Genomic DNA, 18,501 nt, shown 5'->3' with positions numbered 1-18,501 from the left:
AGTAGCCGCTGACATTTTGTTTCAGGGGGTAGTATGTCGCAGAACAATAATAAATCCGAGTTCTTAATTGCACCGTCCATTTTGTCTGCCGATTTTGCAAAGTTGGGTGAAGACGTCGCCAAGGTATTGGCTGCCGGTGCAGATGTTGTGCATTTCGACGTCATGGATAACCATTATGTCCCCAACCTGACTTTTGGCCCAATGATCTGTGAAGCCTTGCGCAACTACGGTATCACCGCCCCAATCGATGTACACCTTATGATTAAACCCGTAGATAGCCTCATCCCCGAATTCGCGAAAGCGGGGGCTGACATTATCACTTTTCACCCGGAAGCCAGTGAACACATTGACCGCAGTCTGGGTTTGATCAAAGAGCAGGGCTGTGAAGCGGGTTTGGTGCTTAACCCTGCAACACCATTGCATTATCTGGATTATGTGATGGATAAAGTGGATCAGATCCTGCTGATGTCTGTGAATCCGGGTTTTGGTGGCCAGAGTTTTATCCCTCAGACACTCGATAAACTGCGTCAGGTCCGTGAGCGTATTGATGCCAGCGGTCGAAAAATTCGTCTTGAAGTCGACGGCGGTATTAAAGTCGATAACATCGCTGAGGTTGCTGCGGCAGGCGCGGATATGTTTGTTGCTGGATCGGCTATTTTTAATCAACCAGACTATCGGACGGTCATTGATGCGATGCGTACAGAGCTCGCTAAGGTGGGCTAATGCGGTATCAGGGTATTTTATTTGATCTTGACGGGACGCTGGTCGACAGTGCGCACGATTTGTATATGGCACTGAATCTGACTTTAACAGAAGTGGCATTTCCTGTGGTCAGTCGCACTCAGGTGCTTGAGTGGGTCGGCAATGGGATTGACGTGCTGGTACAGCGTGGTCTCAGTGGTAGCAATGAGATCAACGCAGAATTGCCCCCGCGTTTGGTGACAGAAGCACAGGAACGATTTGCAGGCCATTATCGGGCGCTTGTTGGGCAATATTCACTGCTTTATGCCAATGTCGAAACGGTATTGGCAGCATTCAATCATGTCCCCAAAGCTGTCGTAACCAATAAAAGCCGGGAATTTACACTACAGCTACTCGATAGCCTCAACCTGAGCCAACATTTTGAGGTGGTTGTGTGTGGTGATGACGGTCAGAAAAAGCCTGCGGCAGAACCGCTCCTGTCGGCCTGTCTGCAGCTGAACATCGAGCCACAAGATGCCATTATGGTGGGTGATTCGAAAAGTGATATTTTGGCAGCCCAGGCCGCTGAAATGCCTGTGATTGCACTCAAAAATGGGTACAATCAAGGACTGGACCTGGCGACATTTAATCCACAGTACCTCTGTGAGGGCTTCTTGGATATAATCCCCATTTTAAATCAACCTTTAACTAAGATAGGACTAAAGGAACACAATGACTAAACCAGTAGTATTAAGTGGCATTCAGCCAACCGGTGGTATGACAATAGGCAATTATGTGGGTGCCATTAACCAGTGGCTTAAGCTACAGGAAGATCATGATTGTTTCTTTATGCTGGTTGATTTGCATGCCATCACTGTGCGTCAGGAACCAAGTGCCCTGCGTGAGCGAGTTTTAGATGGTATTGCGCTGTATGCGGCCTGCGGTATCGACCCTGAAAAGTCGGCGTTGTTTGTGCAGTCGCAGGTGCCAGAGCATGCCCAGTTAAGCTGGGTGCTGAACTGTTATGCGCAAATGGGTGAGCTGAATCGTATGACTCAGTTCAAGGACAAGTCAGCCAAGAACACCAATAATGTCAACGTTGGCTTGTTTTCTTATCCGGTACTTCAGGCTGCAGACATTCTGCTTTATCAGGCCGATCAGGTCCCTGTGGGAGAAGACCAGAAACAGCACCTTGAACTCACCCGTGATATCGCAACGCGCTTTAACAACTTATATGGTGATGTATTTAAAGTCCCGGAGCCGTACATTCCTGAGCTGGGCGCACGGGTAATGAGCTTGCAGGATCCGTTAAAGAAAATGTCTAAATCGGACGACAACCCCAATGCATACATTATGCTTCTGGATGAACCGAAAAAGATTGAGAAAAAGCTTAAAAAGGCAGTGACGGATTCAGATGAGCAGGCGCGCATTTACTTTGACCGTGAAGAAAAGCCCGGTGTTTCTAACCTGCTGACTCTGTTGTCAGTGGCAACCAAACGCGATGTGGCTGATCTGGTGCCTGAGTACGAAGACAAAATGTATGGTCATCTGAAAAAAGACACCGCTGATGCGGTTGTGGCCATGCTGGAGCCGATGCAGGCACGCTTCAGAGAGATCCGTGAAGATCAGGCGCTGCTAGATCAGATCATGCGCAACGGTGCAGAAAAGGCCGGAGCCCGTGCTGAGAAAACGCTGAAAGCGGCATACGACGCCGTTGGATTTATTCCGCGCCCGTAGCCGTCAGGCTATAAAAACAAAAAGCCAGCTTATGCTGGCTTTTTGCTGTCTTAGGGGTTACATACTGCGACCACACCAGACGATTCTGCCTGCGATACCATGTTGCTGAGCATTGTCGGCCTGGATCTGCCAGGCCGGGTACTCAGGGTTATCACTCACAACGCTAATATGATCCCGGTGCTGTTGTAAGCGTTTGGCCATCAGACCATCTTCGGTTTGCAGCACAAATACACCACGTTTGTTCGCGTCACGCTGGCTTAAATCAACCAGTACCATGTCGCCGTGTTGCAGCGTCGGTAGCATACTGTCACCGCGAATAGTAACAAACGCCAGCTGTTCACTGTACACGCCCAGCTGAGTGCTCAACCAGCGTTTATTCAGGGCGAACTGTTCTGTGATATCTTCACTGCCATTGATGCTACCAAAACCGGCACTGGCTTCCACATCCAGCTTAGGTACCATCAGCATGTCCTCGCCACCAGATCGCGTGGCATGTTCAACGGGTTGTTCACCTGTAAGCAACCAGTTCAGATCCAGGCCAAATAGACTGTACAAATGCTCCAGATAAGCAACGGATGGTCTGCTCAGACCACGACAAATACGATAAATATGCGACGGTGATTTGCCGGTAAGTAGCGCAAACTGACGCTTATTTCCGGCACTAAACTGGTCGATTAAGGTAACAAATCGACGCGAAAATGCTGTGCTCATGACACCCCATGCAGGTTACAACGAAGAAAGGCGCTCAGAGTACTTGTCTCTTGAGTTACTGTACAGTATTACGATGTTAATTGGCTGAAAAATATCCAAATTATATCTCTAAGCTTGAATTTGCAATGCGTGTTGATTTTTGGTGTTTTTTTTGTTAATTTTTGTTTCCGTTTATGGAAACATAGATGAAAAGTTGAGTCTAGTATTTAAGGATTAAAAAATGCAAAAAATGATTTTTGCCTTGCTGGGTCTGTTTATCAGCATGAATACATTTGCCACCCCTCATAAAGAAATATACTTCAAAACCCGGGAAGGGGAAGAGATCCAAGTATTTCTGACCGTGGCCAACGGCAAGATGCAGAATATTACTTTTTCTTCATTGTGTACGATCAACAACGGCTATTGTATGACGCAGGCGCATACCCGAACCATACTTGAGGACTTTATCCGTGCAGGGATAAATCGTGGTCTCTATTCTTACCGCTATGTACCATATGACCCCTGCATGGATCCGAGGAATAACTGTACGCCACATGGTAATGTGCCAGAAGAGCAGCAAAGCTATGAAATGTACGGGTTTGAAATGCAGCAGTTCCAGCATGTGCAACGAACAAGCCGACGTCCGGTTCCTTCTGCGCCACCGGCACAGGAACAGGGGCTGGTTCAGGCCTTCCTGAATAGTGCTGCGGTCCGAGCAGGTGTCCAGGCGGTAGATGAGTCGATCAAACAGATTGCAAACTTAGTGTCTGGCGAAAGTGGTCAATTGAATAAAACTGGTATTACCATGCACTTCAGTGTACGCAAAGACGGCAAGAAAGTGCCTACTAACATTTGTATCATGACGAAAGATGGATGCCAGGGCACTGATGAAGTTAAGTTTAAACAGGATAATAATAAGACAACTGCAACTTATCCGGCTCCCGGAAGTACGTCTCAATCTTTTAAGCGTTACACTGACATTGAATTTGCTTTAAGAAACTGGTTTCAAGGTGCGGAATATGAGTGTAAATTTGGCTTTACTGGCGTGCCGGGTGAGCTGAGCCGCCAAGCCGTTTGTTACTACAAGCCGTGATGGACTTTGCCACACAAATCTAGAATCGTAGGGGCTTGTGGCCCCTTTTTCTTTTAAACTGCCTTGAGTTATTTGCTCCAGTTCAGGTAACGTCTGATCATCAGCCTATGATGAGCTGACTATCTTCTCTCTGCAGGGGGATATTAGCGTTTTATGTATTGCCGGGGGGTTGTACCAAAGTACTTCTTAAACGCGCTATTAAACGCCGAACTGGATTCGAAACCCAGCTGCTGGGCAATGGCCTGTTGGGTTTCTCCGGCGGTGAGCATTTCCACCGCACGCAGCGCTCTGAGTTTTTGCTTCCACTGACTAAAGCTCATGGCAAAGCTTTTATGAAACAGCCGGTTCAGTGTTCTGGCCGATGCGCCGACCTGTTCACCCCACTGCTCTAAAGTCCGTGTACAGCCCGGGTTAGAATACAGTTCACTGACAATCGGCAGCAGTCGCTGGTCATCTGCCTTGGGAATAAAAAACGCGCTGGTGGGCGCCAGCTCCAGTCGATCGATAAACACCTGGATAAAGCGCTCGGTTTTATCATCGAGCAGATAGTCTTCGGGCCAGGTGCAGATGGTCAGGATCATCTCTTTTAGCAGCGTATCAACTACCAGAGTTTTTGCCTGATCGCCTAATATCGCGGCATACTTTTCATCAATATAAACGCTGCGAAAATGCCCGCCATAGCGGCAGAATGTTTCATGCTCCACATTGGGTGGGATCCACAATGCCTGTTGCGGTGGAATGACGAAAGTGCCCTGCGGCGTAAAAATGGTCATGACCGAATCACTAATATAAGTGATCTGCCCCCAGTGATGGCTGTGTGAGCGCACATGCTCATTGGCGGGCATAGTGGTAGGGCGTGGGAAGATCGGCCTGCCCAGTGTCTTTCTTTTAAAGCGACTGGACACACTGCGCCAGGAAGCATCTGTCCGATTTGATAAACTTTGTGTCATGATTTTCCATATTAGCCAGCGGGCTCAGCTCATATACTAACCGGGCCACTAACGGCGATCAATGTGCTTAAGGACTGTGAATGAAAAACCCAACCCGACTCTTTGTGCCGTCCCCAATGAGCTTTATGGTGCTGGCGACCATTGTAATGGCAATGACCTTTTCGGCCTGGAATGCCTTACTTAATAATTTTGCCATTGAACAGGCTGCGTTTACTGGCGCGCATATTGGCATGTTGCAGTCATTGCGCGAGGTGCCTGGCTTTTTGGCTTTTACGGCAGTATTTGTGTTGCTGGTGCTGAAGGAGCAAACCTTTGCGCTGGTAAGTTTATGTTTATTATCAACCGGGGTCGCCCTGACGGGCTTTTTCCCCAGCGTGTATGGCCTGTATGCCACAACAGTGCTTATGTCTATTGGCTTTCACTATTTTGAAACGCTTAATCAGTCGCTGAGTTTACAATGGTTTAGCAAAGAGGAGGCGCCAGAGCAATTAGGGCGTTTACTCTCTATTAAATCGATGGCTTCGCTGGTGACTTTTGGCTTAATCTGGGTGGCGTTTACCTGGCTGGCCACAGATTATGTCTGGGTGTACTTACTATTTGGCGGGGCTGGACTGGCATTAACATTATTTATGGCGGCAACGCACCCGCAATTTGTGCAGCAAGCAACGCAGCACAAGAAATTAATTCTGCGTAAGCAATATTCCCTGTATTACATTCTGACTTTTTTCTCCGGTGCTCGTCGTCAAATCTTTATGGTGTTTGCCGGCTTTTTAATGGTTGAAAAGTTTGGCTTTGATGTGGCCGAGATCACTGCGTTGTACATGCTCAACCATGTTGTGAACATTTTTGTTGCCCCGAAGATAGGCCAGATGATTAATCGTATTGGTGAGCAAAAGGCGCTGACAGTGGAATATTCCGGGTTAGTACTGGTGTTTGTGGGATATGCACTGGTGGAGTCGGCCCAGCTGGCGGCAGTGCTGTATGTGGTAGATCACATCTTCTTTGCCATGGCCATTGCACTGAAAACCTACTTCCAGAAAATAGCCCGGCCCGAGGACATTGCGGCCACTGCGGGTGTCAGTTTTACCATCAACCATATTGCCGCTGTGGTGATCCCGGCCAGTTTTGGTGTGGTGTGGTTGTATGATCAGTCCCTGGTGTTTTACTTTGGCGCGGCATTGGCGGGGTGCTCTTTGATACTCAGTCAGTTTATTACACCGCACTTGAAGCGTGTGGCTGCCTGATAAAAAGCCGCCCATTGCGGGCGGCTGTATCGATAAGAATCTCGTGTTAAAGGGCTTTAAAGCGGATCGCGGTACCGCCACTGGTGGCGAGCTTCAGCGTTAAAGTATCCTGTGCTGTGACAATCTGTTTTTGAATGCTCAAATCATAGGGGTTGTGTTTCCACTCAGCCTCAGGGCCATCCTGATAGATCTGGGCTTCGAAGCGCTGGCCCGGCTCAAGGAAGTCGAGCTTGACGTCAATGCTTCTGGCGTGCTCGTCGGTGATGGCCCCTAAATACCAATCTTTACCCGAGTACTTGCCGCGTTTGCGCGCTTTACGGGCAAACACCACATAGTCACCAACCTCACCTGCCAGCGCAACACTCTGCTCCCAATCTGCTGGCACATCCTTGATGAACTGGAAGGCATCCGGTCTGGCAAGGTAGTTTTCTGGCAGATCGGCGGCCATCTGTACCGGACTGTACAGCACTACATACAGTGCCAGTTGCTTCGCCAGGGTGGTTTGTGGCCGGTTGGTTTTGTCACCCAGGCCGTTAAAGCTCATATCAAAAATGCCGGGTGTAAAGTCCATCGGACCAGACAACATGCGCGTATAGGCCAGCATAGTGGTATGCTCCGGCGGGTTAGGCGGGGTACCCCAGGCGTTAAACTCCTGGCCACGTGCACCCTCACGGGTCAGCCAGTTTGGATAGGTGCGACGCAACCCGGTGTCCTTAATTGGCTCATGGGTATTGATGCTGATCTTATGTTTGGCTGCTAGTTTCACATTGTCCAGATACTCATTAACCATAAACTGACCGTCATGCCATTCAAAACGGGCATGGCCACGTTCATCAATACGTTTGATGTTGCCACCATCAGCCACGTAGCCGGTTTTTACCTGGCGGACACCCGCTTTTTCGTACAGCGCAAAAGCATCTGCCATTTGGTCACGATAGTTACTGACGTTACCTGACGTTTCATGGTGGCCGATCAGTCGGGCACCCACCTTTTTACCATGGGTGGCAATGGCATCCAGGTCGAAATCGGGGTAAGCCTCGGTAAAGCTGAAGACATCACCATTGAAAAACCAATCGCCGTCCCAGCCGGTATTCCAGCCTTCTACCAGTACGCCATCAAAGCCATGCTCGGCAGCAAAGCTCAGATACTCTTTGGTACGTTCTGTGGTCGCGCCATGCTTCTCACCACTGCCCCAGGTGTTTTTACCGATGTGCATGCCCCACCAAATGCCGAGATATTTACCCGGTTCCACCCAGGATACATCGCCTAACTTATTTGGCTCATTCAGGTTCAGGATCAGGCGGGAGTTGAGTAAGTCGGTGGCTTGCGCACCGACCTGAATGGTGCGCCAGGGGGTTGTGAAGTGGCCATTGGTTTTTACCGCGATACCATCAGACCAGGGCGTCAGATCGCTGATAAAGGTACCAGGGCGACGCTGATTCAGCGTCATAGCGGCATAATCAACCAAGGCGGCTTCATGAATGCTCACGTGAACGCCGTTTTTGTTCTTTAAGGTGAAAGGGGTGTGAACATGAGCCGCATCGTGTAGCGCTGTGGTTTTGTAAGTATACTCATAGCGATTCCAGCCGCGTGCCGGGATCCACCAGGCATTGGCCTGATCACTGTCTGCAACAGCAAACTCAGTCAGTTCGCGGGTTATATAGCGGGCAGAATCCGCTGCGACTTCATATCGAAAGCCCACACCGTCATCAAATACTCTTACTCTGAGCGTATACTGTGCTTGCTTTGACTGCTCGTCTGCCAAAGTCACAACCAGTTCGTTGTGATGGTCACGGACCTCTCGAGCCTCGCCCCAGGGTTGTTGCCAGCGCTCATCTGCACTGTTACGCAGAGTCTTGCTGATGATCAGGCCATCTCGCAGTGATGGCGCCCGGGCAAAATCAAACCCCAGCTTTGAAGGGGCGATCACCGCCTTGTTGTTGAACGTGATTTGGTAGCTGGGCTGGGTGTTATCATCGCTGACCTGAAATGTCAGCTTACCGTTGGGCGAGCTGACTTTGTGTGTTGCAGCCTCAGTAGCGCCGGTAAATAAACCGGCGACCAACGTAGCGGCAATGCCTGTTGCTGAGAAGACTAATCGCATAAACTATCTCGGTTGCAAATGTGAGTGAGCGTTTAGCATACTGTTATCTTCCATGGGCAATGAACTTTCTGCATACGTATTCAGTTTGAAAATGCGATGAATGGAAACTAACAGTCGTCCGGTCTACATCTGTGGCCTATACTAAATTCATGCTGCAAGGAACTTTCAGGCAATGATTCAATTAAAACATATTCTTAGTACTGCTTTGGCTGCCCTAGCTCTGGTCTCAACCAGTGTGTTTGCTGCAGGTGGGCAAGTCTCAGTGCACTTGGTCGATAAGCAGGGAAAGGCACTGCCCGGTGCGGCGGTGTGGTTAACAGGCCAGGGGCTGACCGCTGACCAGGCGGTCTTAAAGCAAAGTTATAAAATGGGTCAGAAAGATCGCGCGTTTACACCGCACCTGCTGATTGTGCCTCGGCAAGCCGAAGTGTCTTTCCCTAATTATGACTCTATATTGCATCATGTTTACTCATTTTCTCCCGCTAAATCCTTTGAATTCAAACTGTATCGTGACCAGCCACAGGCCCTGACATTTTCAGCGACCGGTGCCGTGGAACTGGGCTGCAATATTCACGACTGGATGCTGGGTTATATCCTGGTGGTTGACTCTACACACTTTGCTGTGACTGACGAGCAGGGGATCGCACGTATCTCGCTTCCCAAAACGCAACTTACTGACGTGGTCTTGAAAGTCTGGCATGAGGGGTTTATGGATCTGGATAGGCCGGAAAGCAACTCGTTATCAAGAGTAAAATCCGGTGATAAGCTTAACATTCAATTGAATCAGGCACTTGGTATGTTCCAGGACGATTTCAGTGATGAGTTTGATGACTATGAATAAATCACTTCAATGGCTGTTACTGGCCGGGCTCAATGCGGTGGCCATCAATGCTGCACAGGCGCAAGGCTTTCAGTACAAAGGGGCGATTCAGGCAAGCTGGCAAAGTAGCAGTGAGCATGCATCCTGGTATAACCGAGGCGTGGCAGTGAATCGTTTTGGCACTGAATCAGAGCGATTGAGTCTGAGCCGTGGGGTACTCGACCTGCGTACAGAATTAGGGAGCAAATGGTCACTGTTAGCCAGTGCGCAATATGTACCCGACCCTGATAGCAAACTGGGTTTTACCGAGCTGTTTGCTCAGTACCACACCCTGAATAAAGGGCCCAAGCAGTGGCAGGCACGCTTTGGTGGTTTTTATCCGCGAATGTCGCTGGAAAACCCGGATATCGGCTGGTCGTCTCCCTACAATTACAGTTACAGCGCCATTAATGCCTGGCTTGGTGAGGAGATCCGCACCTTTGGTACGGAAGTGAGCTTTAAGCACAGCGACAATCGATTGTCGCGACGTCAGCGTACAGGCCACAACTGGGAGCTGGTTGGCGCCTTGTATAAGGGCAATGATCCGGCCGGGACTTTGCTGGCTTGGCGTGGCTGGGCTGTGCACGATCGGCAAAGCGTGTTCAACGAAGCCATTGCGTTTGCGCCCATTAATGCCCTAAACGCGCCGCCGTTGGCGAAACAGGCGTGGCGTACGGAGCCCTTTACTGAGGTGGATGGCCGGTTTGGCTATTACCTTGGTGTGCACTGGGATTATCAGAAGCGTCATACGGTACGCATGTACTGGTACGACAATAACGGCGACCCGAGTGTATTAAACTATCACACCGGACAATATGCCTGGGATACCAAATTTTACAGTGCAGCTTACCGCTTCAAGATCACCCGGGCTACGCATCTTGTGATGCAGGCTATGGCCGGTAATACCGCGATGGGCAAGCGCCGTGGGGTGAATAACGACTTTAGCAGCCAGTTTATTCTGCTGACCCATAAATGGCAGGATTACCGTGTCAGTGGGCGGGTAGAGCAGTTCGATGTCAGAGACAGAGACTTCTGGGCGTTTGATCCGAATACCAGCGAGGGAGGTGCGGTGACGCTGACTGGTCGCTGGCAGCTCAGTGAGCACTGGCATGTCGGAATGGAATTTCAGTATCTGGAGTCTAAAGTGGCAAATCGCGCTGACTTTAATTGGCCGACGCGACAAATTGAACAATTGTGGCGCGTCAGTGGTGAGCTGCGCTTTTAACAGCGCAGCCAGAAATTATCCTCGCGTCAGTCACACAGGCGGTTTAAGCCATTGAGAGCAGCGACTCGGTAGGCTTCGGCCATGGTCGGATAGTTAAAGGTGGTGTTGACGAAATATTCGACGTTATTGCCTTTGCCTTTTTGCTCCATAATGGCCTGACCAATGTGGACAATCTCTGAGGCACGTTCGCCAAAACAGTGGATCCCAAGTATTTCTTTGCTTTCAGCATGAAACAACAGTTTCAGAGAGCCGACTTCGGTGCCGGTGATCTGTGAACGTGCCAGATGTTTGAACTGGGCACGGCCGACTTCATAAGGGATCTTGGCAGCAGTGAGTTGTTGCTCGGTTTTGCCCACTGAACTCATTTCCGGAATAGTGTAAATACCGGTTGGAATATCAGTGATCAGGCGGTCATCGCACTTGCCATGCACTATGGCATGGGCAGCAATTCTGCCCTGATCAAAAGCGGCACTGGCAAGGCTTGGGTAGCCAATCACATCCCCCACGGCGTAGACATTGTCTATTTCAGTCTGGTAATGCTCATTGACTTTGAGCTGGCCACGGCCGTCCGCTTTGAGACCAATAGCATCCAGGTTCAGAGAGTCGGTATTACCTGTTCGACCATTGGCCCACAAAATACAATCTGCCTTAACCTTTTTACCGGATTGAAGGTGCAGTATTACGCCTTTATCCTGAGTCTCAACCTTGGCAAACTCTTCATTATGACGGATCACGATACCACTGTTCCAAAAGTGATAGCTCAGTGCATCAGATATTTCATCATCCATAAATGACAGCAACCGGTCGCGGGTATTGATGAGATCCACTTTGGCTCCTAAGCCCTTAAAAATCGACGCATACTCACAGCCAATCACGCCGGCACCGTAAACCAGCACGCGCTGCGGGTTGTGGGTTAAGTCCAAAATGGTATCACTGTCATAGACACGCGGGTGATCGAAGTCGACACCGGGTGGACGGTAAGGCCTGGAGCCTGTGGCAATGACGATGGTTTGCGCAGTCAGTAACTCCTTGGAGCCATCCAGATGCTGCACCTGGATCGTATGGGCGTCAACAAAGGTGGCATCCCCCTGATAGAGGTGGATCCGGTTACGGTCGTAAAAGCTGGAACGCAGGCTGGATTGTTTGCTGATCACATCACTGGCGTGATGCAAAATATCCTGGAAAGTCAGCCTTTGCGGACGTTCGCTAAAGCGAAACAGAGGGTTGGCTTTGTATTCGATTAACCGGCTGACGGAGTGGCGCAGCGCTTTGGATGGGATTGTGCCCCAGTGTACACAGCCACCCCCGACGTCTTTTTGTCGCTCTATCACAGCCACTTTGCGGTTGCTTTTTGACAGGTTCATGGCTGCACCTTCACCGCCGGGACCCGTACCAATGATGATAGCATCATACTGATAGGATACGTCCTGACGGGGTGCTTTTGTGGAGGTTTTCTTAGTCACGGCCTCACCTTAAATAATGACTTGTGAGGCCGCTTCGGGGTTAGCTGGTGGCGCCCTTTAACAACCTCGAGTTTAATGCCAGCCATGCTTGCTTTTGTGTCTGCCAGGCCTGTTCCAGTTCCTGATACTGTTTTAACAGGGCTGATTGCTCGCATTGTTCACGCATGGCATGCTTTTTCGTTTCCAGTACCTGTTTTTGTACGGCACAGAAGTGCTGAAGCTTTTTCAGCAGTAAATCATACTCTTGTTGTAACAATGTAAGCTTATCCTGCGCCAAAGGCAATTTCGCCAGGGTAACTTTAGTCTTATTCAGCAAGGTTTCTGCCTTGGCTTTTTCGATCCGCTCAATCGGTGTGCGCTTGAGCTTACTGGCCAGACCCAGATAAGACAGAGCACGGATCATCCACTTCGTTGGATCATAGTGATACCAGCGAATACCATTGCGATAGTCGCTGGCAAAGATATGGTGGAAGTTATGGTAACCCTCACCATAAGTAAGCAGCGCCAGAAAGCCGTTGTCCCGGGCTGTGTTTTTCTCAGTATAAGGGCGCTTGCCCCAGATGTGGGCCAGTGAGTTGATGAAAAAAGTAAAGTGCTGGCTAAGCACCAGACGTAATACGCCGGCCAACAGCAGCATGCCAAATACGTCTCCCAATGCCAGGCCCAGCATCAAAGGGATACCAATATTCGTTAACAGGACCAGCTTCAGGTAGTGCTTGTGTTGCCACATCACAATTTTATTGCGTTGTAAGTCTCGGGCGTTACTGTAATCGCCGTAGCTATCGCCCTGATAATCTCTGAGCATCCAGCCAATATGGCTATACCAGAATCCACGTGTCGCGGCATAGGGGTCTTTCACCGGGTCATCTACCTGGCCATGGTGAACCCTGTGATCACTGCTCCAGTGTAGCGCACTGTTTTGCAATGCAAAGGCTCCGCCAAGTGCAAAGAAGACCTGGATAGCAGGGTGCGCATCGTAGGCTTTGTGGGCCCAAAGACGGTGGTAGCCGGCGGTAATAGACATCCCGGCGTAAAACATACAGCCCACAAACGCAATCCAGTGGGTGGTCGTATAACCATACTCAAAGCCATACCAAGGCACTAAAGTAATCGCAGCAAGAAAGGACAGACTAAAAAATAAGACATTAGTCCACAATAAAGGGGGTTTTTTCATTTTTAAAAATCTCAGCGTACACTTGTACGCTAAAATAGTATTTCAAAGTTGCGCCGTCAAGTATTAGACTGCCCCTATTGTTGATCTGAGCTAATAAATTATAGGAACTGCGACCATGTCAGGTGTTCGTGCCCAGCAAAAACAAAAAACGCGCCAGGCGCTGATTGAGGCGGCGTTTAATCAGCTCAGTGCAGAGCACAGCTTTACCAACCTCAGTTTGCGGGAAGTCGCCCGGGAAGCCGGTATTGCACCTACCTCCTTCTATCGTCACTTCAAAGATATGAATGAGTTGGGATTGACCATGGTCGATGAGGCTGGCCTGACTTTGCGTCAGCTAATGCGCCAGGCACGGCGCAGAATTGCCAAAGGAGGGGGAAGCGTGATCCACACGTCTGTCCTGACCTTTATGGAGTTCATCGAGACATCCAGTAACCAGTTTCGCTTGCTGCTGCGCGAACGTTCAGGCACCTCGCCCGCATTTCGCGCTGCTGTCGCAAGAGAGATCAAACATTTTATTATGGAGTTGTCTCATTATCTGGAAACCGAAACCCCCTGTGATGCCAATCATGCTTATATGCAGGCAGAAGCCATGGTGACATTGGTATTCAGTTCTGGGGCAGAAGCTTTGGATCAGGATGCTCAGCAGCGCGCAGAATTGACTGAGCGATTGATCTGGCAGCTCAGATATATCGTTAAAGGGGCGTCGGGTTACCAAAAAGAGAGTCAGTCTCAGACTGCGCCAAAGGTGGCTGGTTAGTAGCTGCCCCTCCGCTTTTTGACATGATAAAAGGCAGCCAACCAAGTTTGACTATGAAATCACAAGGATAGCGCAGTATGCTACTTATGATAGACAATTATGATTCATTTACGTTCAATTTAGTGCAATATTTTCAACGCCTTGACCAGGAAGTTGTCGTGCATCGTAACGATGCTCTGTCGGTGGCAGAGATTCGCGCACTTAATCCGGAGCACATTGTGATTTCACCAGGCCCCTGCTCACCGAATGAAGCGGGTATTTCCCTCTCCGTGGTTGACGCGTTTCAGGGTCAAATCCCTATCCTGGGAATTTGTCTGGGCCATCAAACCATTGCGCAGGCATTGGGCGCGAAAGTCGTTCGGGCAAAGCAAGTGATGCATGGCAAAACCTCAACTCTGATGCATAACGACGGGGGATCCTTTAATGGGTTACCTGAGCGATTTGAGGTATGCCGATATCATTCACTGGTGGTGCAGCAAAGTGGTTTGCCTGACTCGCTCGAAGTGACTGCCTGGACGCAAAATACCGCGGGTGAACTAGATGAAATCATGGGCTTATGCCATACTGAGCGAGCGTTGGAAGGTGTTCAGTTTCACCCGGAAGCCATTCTTACCGAGCATGGTCTGCAGCTACTTGATAACTTTATAAGTCGCTTCTAACCTTAAAAAAGTAATCCAGACAATACCAAAAAAGAACATAATTGATGACTGAAGACATTAGGCAATCTCGGATCGCGCAAGCTCTGGCAGAGCGTGCCCATGATGTACTAATTAGCCATAACTTTGCGCAGCAGCAGATAGGCTACATTCATACTTTTGATATGAATTTCGGTGAGCGTATACCTCAACGCACTATGCTGGAGGTAGAACTTGCTGCGGCCACAAAGCGTCAGGAGCGTAGCACCAGTCATCACAAGTATATTGCTAAGGCCAGCACACACTTGCACCAGGTTATCGAGTCGGCTATCAACACCCAGCTGGAAGATTTAGACACGATTTACCACGAAGTAGTGGGGATCCAGGAAGCCGTGCCAACAGTGTTGGACATTCTGGCTGTGAAGTCGGCGTCAGTAGGTCGATTGGAGCCACTAGTCAACGACTTGTCATGGATGGGGCGAGATTTGGTCTCTTTGGTGAATTTGCCCCAATACCGCAAAGTCAATGCCAAAGGGACGGCGGTCAAAGTAGACACTCCGGCGCTGGCATTACGTTATCTGGGCCTGGAAAATTTGCAGATGGTGATCCCGACTTTTGCCGTGCGTCACTGGATGCCCCATTCCACTGAGCCATTTCCGCTGTTAAAACGCAAATTACGCGATATGAGTATGGCCACAGCTATTGCAGCTAAGACATTGGCGCCTTTGTATGGTGTGAAAGAGCAGCATGCTTTTACATTAGGGATGCTACTGGATGTCGGGAAAATTGCCCTGACACGCCTGTATTTGCGCACCTTTGAACGGGTCTGGCAGGGTAAAGTTAAAATTGCCCGGGATAAAAAGCAAAAAGATCTGCACACTGCCTTAGTTGGTCTGGAACCCGACCCTTTATTTTTGCGTAATTTGTTACTGGAGCACTCTGCAACGGTGTCACAGTATTTGATTGAGCGCATGGAGTTTCGTTACTTGCCGTTTAATGCGGCGATGGAGGAGTTTGCGCAAAGCTATCTGCCAAAGTCGCATAATCATGCTGCTGAGCAATTACCACTGACCCAAGTGGTGCGCAAGGCCTATTGCTATGCCCAATATCAGGTACTGAAGGATACTCATTTACTCGAGCCTGATGAAGCAAAAGACTGGCTCGCTTTTAATCAGCTCAATACTGAAGAGCAGGAACTGCTGTCAAAAACTGCACTACAAAGCCTGCAATTGACAATTCTTTAAAAAAAACCACACTTTTTTCCCGCTTATTCATTCATTCCGGGCAAGCAAGGGATCTCAGTAAACACCTTGAAGTTATAGGGGCGTTAATTATGGGCGCCTTAATAGTTATTCACTGAGACTGCAATTATATACTAATCCCTTGAATATCAAGGGCTAGAGCGGTGTTTAATATGAGACAAATGCGCTTTTTTTTGAAATAATGAGCGTATGAATTTTGCACCAATTGGGAAAAATTCAGGTCTTTTACATCGCTGTCGCTGAGATTTCATGTATCACTGCCTGCCCCGGTTGAGTGCTGTACTCACCAAAATGAGGAAACAAAATGACTATCAATCGTGAACTTTTCGATCAGGTAATGGTGCCTAACTATTCACCTTCTGCAGTAATCCCGGTCAAGGGTGAAGGTGCGCGCGTATGGGATCAAAATGACAAAGAATACATCGATTTCGCGGGCGGTATCGCGGTAAATTGTCTGGGTCACTGCCACCCTGCATTGGTTGCAGCGCTGAAGGAGCAAGGTGAGAAAATCTGGCACTTGTCGAATGTAATGACCAATGAGCCGGCACTGCGTCTGGCGAAAAAGTTGACTGATGCGACCTTCGCAGACAAAGTCTATTTTGCTAACTCAGGTGCAGAAGCTAATGAAGCCGCGTTAAAGCTGGCGCGTCGTTGGGCGCTGGACAAGTTTGGTGAGCAAAAATCACAAATTATCGCGTTTAACAAAGGTTTCCATGGCCGTACTTTCTTCACTGTGACTGTGGGTGGCCAGGCTGCATACTCAGATGGCTTTGGTCCTAAGCCGGGCGATGTTGTACACAGCGACTACAATGATCTGGCGGCACTGGAAGCGCTGATTTCAGACAACACTTGTGCGGTAATGATGGAACCACTACAAGGTGAAGGCGGTATCATTTCACCTGAAGCAGATTTCGTGAAAGGTGTACGTGCTCTGTGTGACAAGCACAATGCGCTGTTGATCTTTGATGAAGTGCAAACAGGTGTTGGCCGTACTGGTGATCTATATGCTTATCAGGGACTGGGTGTGACACCTGATATCCTGACTACAGCTAAAGCGCTGGGTGGTGGTTTCCCGATTGGTGCGATGATCACAACCGCTGAGATTGCAGAGCATCTTAAAATTGGTACTCATGGTTCAACTTATGGTGGTAACCCGCTGGCATGTGCGGTTGCAGAAGCGGCGCTGGATACAGTGAATACCCCTGAAGTACTCAATGGCGTTAAACAAAAAGAAGCGCTGTTCCGTGAATTGTTGAACGAGATAAACGAGAAGCACCAGGTATTCAGTGAGATCCGTGGTAAAGGTTTGCTACTGGGTGGTGTATTGAACGACAAGTACCAGGGCAAAGCAAAAGAATTTCTGGTAGAAGGCATTAACCAGGGCGTGATGTCCTTGGTTGCGGGTGCCAACGTTGTGCGCTTTACGCCTTCTTTGGTGATCCCTGATGCGGATATCCGCGAAGGGATGGCGCGCTTCGAAGCGGCTGTAGCCAAAGTGGTTGCGAATAACGCTTAATACCAGTCGGTGACATGTGGGTCGCACCTGTGTGCGACTCATCTATCTACATTTTTTGAGGAGTAAGCGGGCTCATGATGATCCTTCGCCCAATCCAGAAAAGCGATTATTCAGCGCTTTTAAACATTGCCCAGGAGTCGGGGCATGGCTTTACTTCGTTGCCGGTCAATGAAGAATTGCTGCAAAACAAGATCGAACGTTCAGTTGCTTCATTTGGCAAAGAAACAGATGTTCCTTTTGATGAAGGTTACCTGTTTGTGCTTGAAGACAGCGAAACCGGTGAAGTGGTTGGCACCAGCGCCATCGAAGCCGCAGTGGGTCTTGATGATGCCTTTTATCACTATCATCTGAGTAAAGTGATACACTCATCGCGGACTTTGAATGTTTACAAAGCAGTGGATATTCTTACCCTGTGTAATGACTACACCGGTGCCACTGAGTTGTGCACATTATTCTTGCGTGATAAATACCGTCGTGGACTGAATGGCAAATTATTGTCTAAGTCACGCTTTATGTTTATCAACCAGCACCGTGACCGCTTTGCGGATACCGTGATTGCCGAGATGCGCGGTGTATCAGATGAGAATGGCGACAGCCCATTCTGGCAGTGGCTGGAAGAGCACTTCTTCTCGATGGACTTTCCAACGGCGGACTACCTGACGGGCATTGGTCAAAAGGTGTTTATTGCCGAGCTGATGCCTAAATACCCTATCTACGTTAATTTGCTGAGCAAAGAAGCGCAGTCAGTGGTAGGTGAAGTCCATGACAACACGCGCCCGGCAATTGAACTGCTCAAGAGCGAAGGTTTTACGTTTAATGGTTATGTCGATATTTTCGATGCCGGCCCGACGGTAGAAGCCAAAGTTGACAACATTCGTACTGTGCGCGAAGTCCGTAAGTACACAGTGCGCATTGACGATGCGATACAGATCGACGCAGAAGGTTCCCCCGTGATGATAGCTAATGATAAACTAGCGGGATATCGTGCGACGGCACTGACGTTAACGCTGCCAGAAAAAGCAACAGAAGTTGCCATCCCTGGTGCGGTGGCGAAGGCCCTGCAGATCGCTGACGGTGACACCGTTAGTATTGCAACTCTTTAATTGGGAAA

Annotated in this window: 17 protein-coding genes; 12 read left to right on the top strand and 5 right to left on the bottom strand. The window is 49.2% G+C overall.

Translation table 11 applies throughout. The annotated features are described in order from the left end of the window. Positions 1 to 33 precede the first annotated feature (33 nt). The 3 genes from rpe to trpS are packed head-to-tail and all read left to right on the top strand — an operon-like array spanning position 34 to position 2,418. A complete protein-coding gene (gene rpe, locus NH568_RS15800; protein WP_138551774.1) occupies positions 34 to 723 on the top strand; it encodes a ribulose-phosphate 3-epimerase in 690 nt (229 codons plus the stop codon). Further along, complete coding sequence (locus NH568_RS15795) at positions 723 to 1,421, top strand: HAD-IA family hydrolase (protein ID WP_253048683.1); 699 nt, start codon at positions 723 to 725, stop codon at positions 1,419 to 1,421. The genes rpe and NH568_RS15795 overlap by 1 nt, the downstream gene beginning before the upstream one ends. Next, a complete protein-coding gene (trpS, locus tag NH568_RS15790) occupies positions 1,414 to 2,418 on the top strand; it encodes a tryptophan--tRNA ligase (protein WP_253048682.1) in 1,005 nt (334 codons plus the stop codon). Before NH568_RS15795 ends, trpS begins: the two co-directional genes overlap by 8 nt. 57 nt (positions 2,419 to 2,475) lie before the next feature. On the opposite strand, the gene NH568_RS15785 is transcribed toward trpS, so the two are convergent. Further along, positions 2,476 to 3,129, bottom strand: coding sequence for an XRE family transcriptional regulator (locus NH568_RS15785; protein ID WP_253048681.1), 654 nt, complete (start codon positions 3,127 to 3,129; stop codon positions 2,476 to 2,478). 220 nt (positions 3,130 to 3,349) lie between these two features. Here NH568_RS15785 and NH568_RS15780 point away from each other — a divergent pair, with 220 nt between their 5' ends. Continuing rightward, positions 3,350 to 4,201, top strand: a complete 852-nt coding sequence (locus tag NH568_RS15780) for a hypothetical protein (RefSeq protein WP_253048680.1) — start codon at positions 3,350 to 3,352, stop codon at positions 4,199 to 4,201. A gap of 143 nt (positions 4,202 to 4,344) precedes the next feature. Here the strand turns inward: NH568_RS15780 and NH568_RS15775 are convergent, their stop codons facing one another. Beyond that, positions 4,345 to 5,151 carry a helix-turn-helix transcriptional regulator gene (locus NH568_RS15775; RefSeq protein ID WP_253048679.1) on the bottom strand — a complete coding sequence of 269 codons (807 nt, stop codon included), beginning with the start codon at positions 5,149 to 5,151 and terminating at the stop codon, positions 4,345 to 4,347. An 80-nt stretch (positions 5,152 to 5,231) separates the two neighbouring features. Here NH568_RS15775 and NH568_RS15770 point away from each other — a divergent pair, with 80 nt between their 5' ends. Continuing rightward, positions 5,232 to 6,395, top strand: coding sequence for an MFS transporter (locus tag NH568_RS15770; protein WP_253048678.1), 1,164 nt, complete (start codon positions 5,232 to 5,234; stop codon positions 6,393 to 6,395). 46 nt (positions 6,396 to 6,441) lie between these two features. Here the strand turns inward: NH568_RS15770 and NH568_RS15765 are convergent, their stop codons facing one another. Next, positions 6,442 to 8,499: a glycoside hydrolase family 97 protein gene (locus NH568_RS15765; RefSeq protein ID WP_253048677.1), complete on the bottom strand. Its 2,058-nt coding sequence runs from the start codon at positions 8,497 to 8,499 to the stop codon at positions 6,442 to 6,444. A 172-nt stretch (positions 8,500 to 8,671) separates the two neighbouring features. On the opposite strand from NH568_RS15765, the gene NH568_RS15760 reads away from it, so the two are divergent. After that, positions 8,672 to 9,340 (top strand): methylamine utilization protein, encoded by a 669-nt coding sequence (locus NH568_RS15760; RefSeq protein WP_253048676.1) that lies wholly within the window; start codon positions 8,672 to 8,674, stop codon positions 9,338 to 9,340. Continuing rightward, entirely contained in the window at positions 9,333 to 10,583 is a 1,251-nt protein-coding gene (locus NH568_RS15755) for a hypothetical protein (protein WP_253048675.1), read from the top strand. The genes NH568_RS15760 and NH568_RS15755 overlap by 8 nt, the downstream gene beginning before the upstream one ends. Before the next feature lie 26 nt (positions 10,584 to 10,609). Here NH568_RS15755 and sthA read toward each other — a convergent pair whose 3' ends face one another. Both sthA and NH568_RS15745 read right to left on the bottom strand, forming a co-directional pair. Beyond that, positions 10,610 to 12,046, bottom strand: a complete 1,437-nt coding sequence (gene sthA / locus NH568_RS15750; RefSeq protein WP_349288014.1) for a Si-specific NAD(P)(+) transhydrogenase — start codon at positions 12,044 to 12,046, stop codon at positions 10,610 to 10,612. A gap of 40 nt (positions 12,047 to 12,086) precedes the next feature. After that, a complete protein-coding gene (locus NH568_RS15745; RefSeq protein WP_253048674.1) occupies positions 12,087 to 13,220 on the bottom strand; it encodes a fatty acid desaturase in 1,134 nt (377 codons plus the stop codon). A 115-nt stretch (positions 13,221 to 13,335) separates the two neighbouring features. On the opposite strand from NH568_RS15745, the gene fabR reads away from it, so the two are divergent. The 5 genes from fabR (at position 13,336) to astA (ending at position 18,493) form a co-directional block, all read left to right on the top strand. Next, positions 13,336 to 13,977: an HTH-type transcriptional repressor FabR gene (fabR, locus tag NH568_RS15740; protein ID WP_138551762.1), complete on the top strand. Its 642-nt coding sequence runs from the start codon at positions 13,336 to 13,338 to the stop codon at positions 13,975 to 13,977. A 77-nt stretch (positions 13,978 to 14,054) separates the two neighbouring features. Beyond that, positions 14,055 to 14,636 carry an aminodeoxychorismate/anthranilate synthase component II gene (locus NH568_RS15735; RefSeq protein WP_253048673.1) on the top strand — a complete coding sequence of 194 codons (582 nt, stop codon included), beginning with the start codon at positions 14,055 to 14,057 and terminating at the stop codon, positions 14,634 to 14,636. A 44-nt stretch (positions 14,637 to 14,680) separates the two neighbouring features. After that, complete coding sequence (locus NH568_RS15730) at positions 14,681 to 15,856, top strand: HDOD domain-containing protein (protein ID WP_253048672.1); 1,176 nt, start codon at positions 14,681 to 14,683, stop codon at positions 15,854 to 15,856. A 322-nt stretch (positions 15,857 to 16,178) separates the two neighbouring features. Beyond that, positions 16,179 to 17,390: an aspartate aminotransferase family protein gene (locus NH568_RS15725; RefSeq protein WP_253048671.1), complete on the top strand. Its 1,212-nt coding sequence runs from the start codon at positions 16,179 to 16,181 to the stop codon at positions 17,388 to 17,390. Positions 17,391 to 17,464: 74 nt separating this feature from the next. Then, positions 17,465 to 18,493: an arginine N-succinyltransferase gene (gene astA / locus NH568_RS15720; RefSeq protein ID WP_253048670.1), complete on the top strand. Its 1,029-nt coding sequence runs from the start codon at positions 17,465 to 17,467 to the stop codon at positions 18,491 to 18,493. The last annotated feature ends 8 nt before the right edge of the window (positions 18,494 to 18,501 follow it).

The organism is Pseudoalteromonas sp. XMcav2-N, from assembly GCF_024124545.1.
Lineage (GTDB): Bacteria > Pseudomonadota > Gammaproteobacteria > Enterobacterales > Alteromonadaceae > Pseudoalteromonas.
This window is presented reverse-complemented; position numbering and strand designations above follow the sequence as displayed.

Coding starts and splice junctions, on each gene's coding strand:
- NH568_RS15785 (WP_253048681.1), bottom strand. CDS start 3,129: ATGAGCACAGCATTTTCGCGTCGATTTGTTACCTTAATCGACCAGTTT.
- NH568_RS15775 (WP_253048679.1), bottom strand. CDS start 5,151: ATGACACAAAGTTTATCAAATCGGACAGATGCTTCCTGGCGCAGTGTG.
- NH568_RS15730 (WP_253048672.1), top strand. CDS start 14,681: ATGACTGAAGACATTAGGCAATCTCGGATCGCGCAAGCTCTGGCAGAG.
- astA (WP_253048670.1), top strand. CDS start 17,465: ATGATGATCCTTCGCCCAATCCAGAAAAGCGATTATTCAGCGCTTTTA.
- NH568_RS15735 (WP_253048673.1), top strand. CDS start 14,055: ATGCTACTTATGATAGACAATTATGATTCATTTACGTTCAATTTAGTG.
- NH568_RS15725 (WP_253048671.1), top strand. CDS start 16,179: ATGACTATCAATCGTGAACTTTTCGATCAGGTAATGGTGCCTAACTAT.
- NH568_RS15780 (WP_253048680.1), top strand. CDS start 3,350: ATGCAAAAAATGATTTTTGCCTTGCTGGGTCTGTTTATCAGCATGAAT.
- rpe (WP_138551774.1), top strand. CDS start 34: ATGTCGCAGAACAATAATAAATCCGAGTTCTTAATTGCACCGTCCATT.
- NH568_RS15745 (WP_253048674.1), bottom strand. CDS start 13,220: ATGAAAAAACCCCCTTTATTGTGGACTAATGTCTTATTTTTTAGTCTG.
- fabR (WP_138551762.1), top strand. CDS start 13,336: ATGTCAGGTGTTCGTGCCCAGCAAAAACAAAAAACGCGCCAGGCGCTG.
- trpS (WP_253048682.1), top strand. CDS start 1,414: ATGACTAAACCAGTAGTATTAAGTGGCATTCAGCCAACCGGTGGTATG.
- NH568_RS15755 (WP_253048675.1), top strand. CDS start 9,333: ATGAATAAATCACTTCAATGGCTGTTACTGGCCGGGCTCAATGCGGTG.
- NH568_RS15760 (WP_253048676.1), top strand. CDS start 8,672: ATGATTCAATTAAAACATATTCTTAGTACTGCTTTGGCTGCCCTAGCT.
- NH568_RS15765 (WP_253048677.1), bottom strand. CDS start 8,499: ATGCGATTAGTCTTCTCAGCAACAGGCATTGCCGCTACGTTGGTCGCC.
- NH568_RS15795 (WP_253048683.1), top strand. CDS start 723: ATGCGGTATCAGGGTATTTTATTTGATCTTGACGGGACGCTGGTCGAC.
- NH568_RS15770 (WP_253048678.1), top strand. CDS start 5,232: ATGAAAAACCCAACCCGACTCTTTGTGCCGTCCCCAATGAGCTTTATG.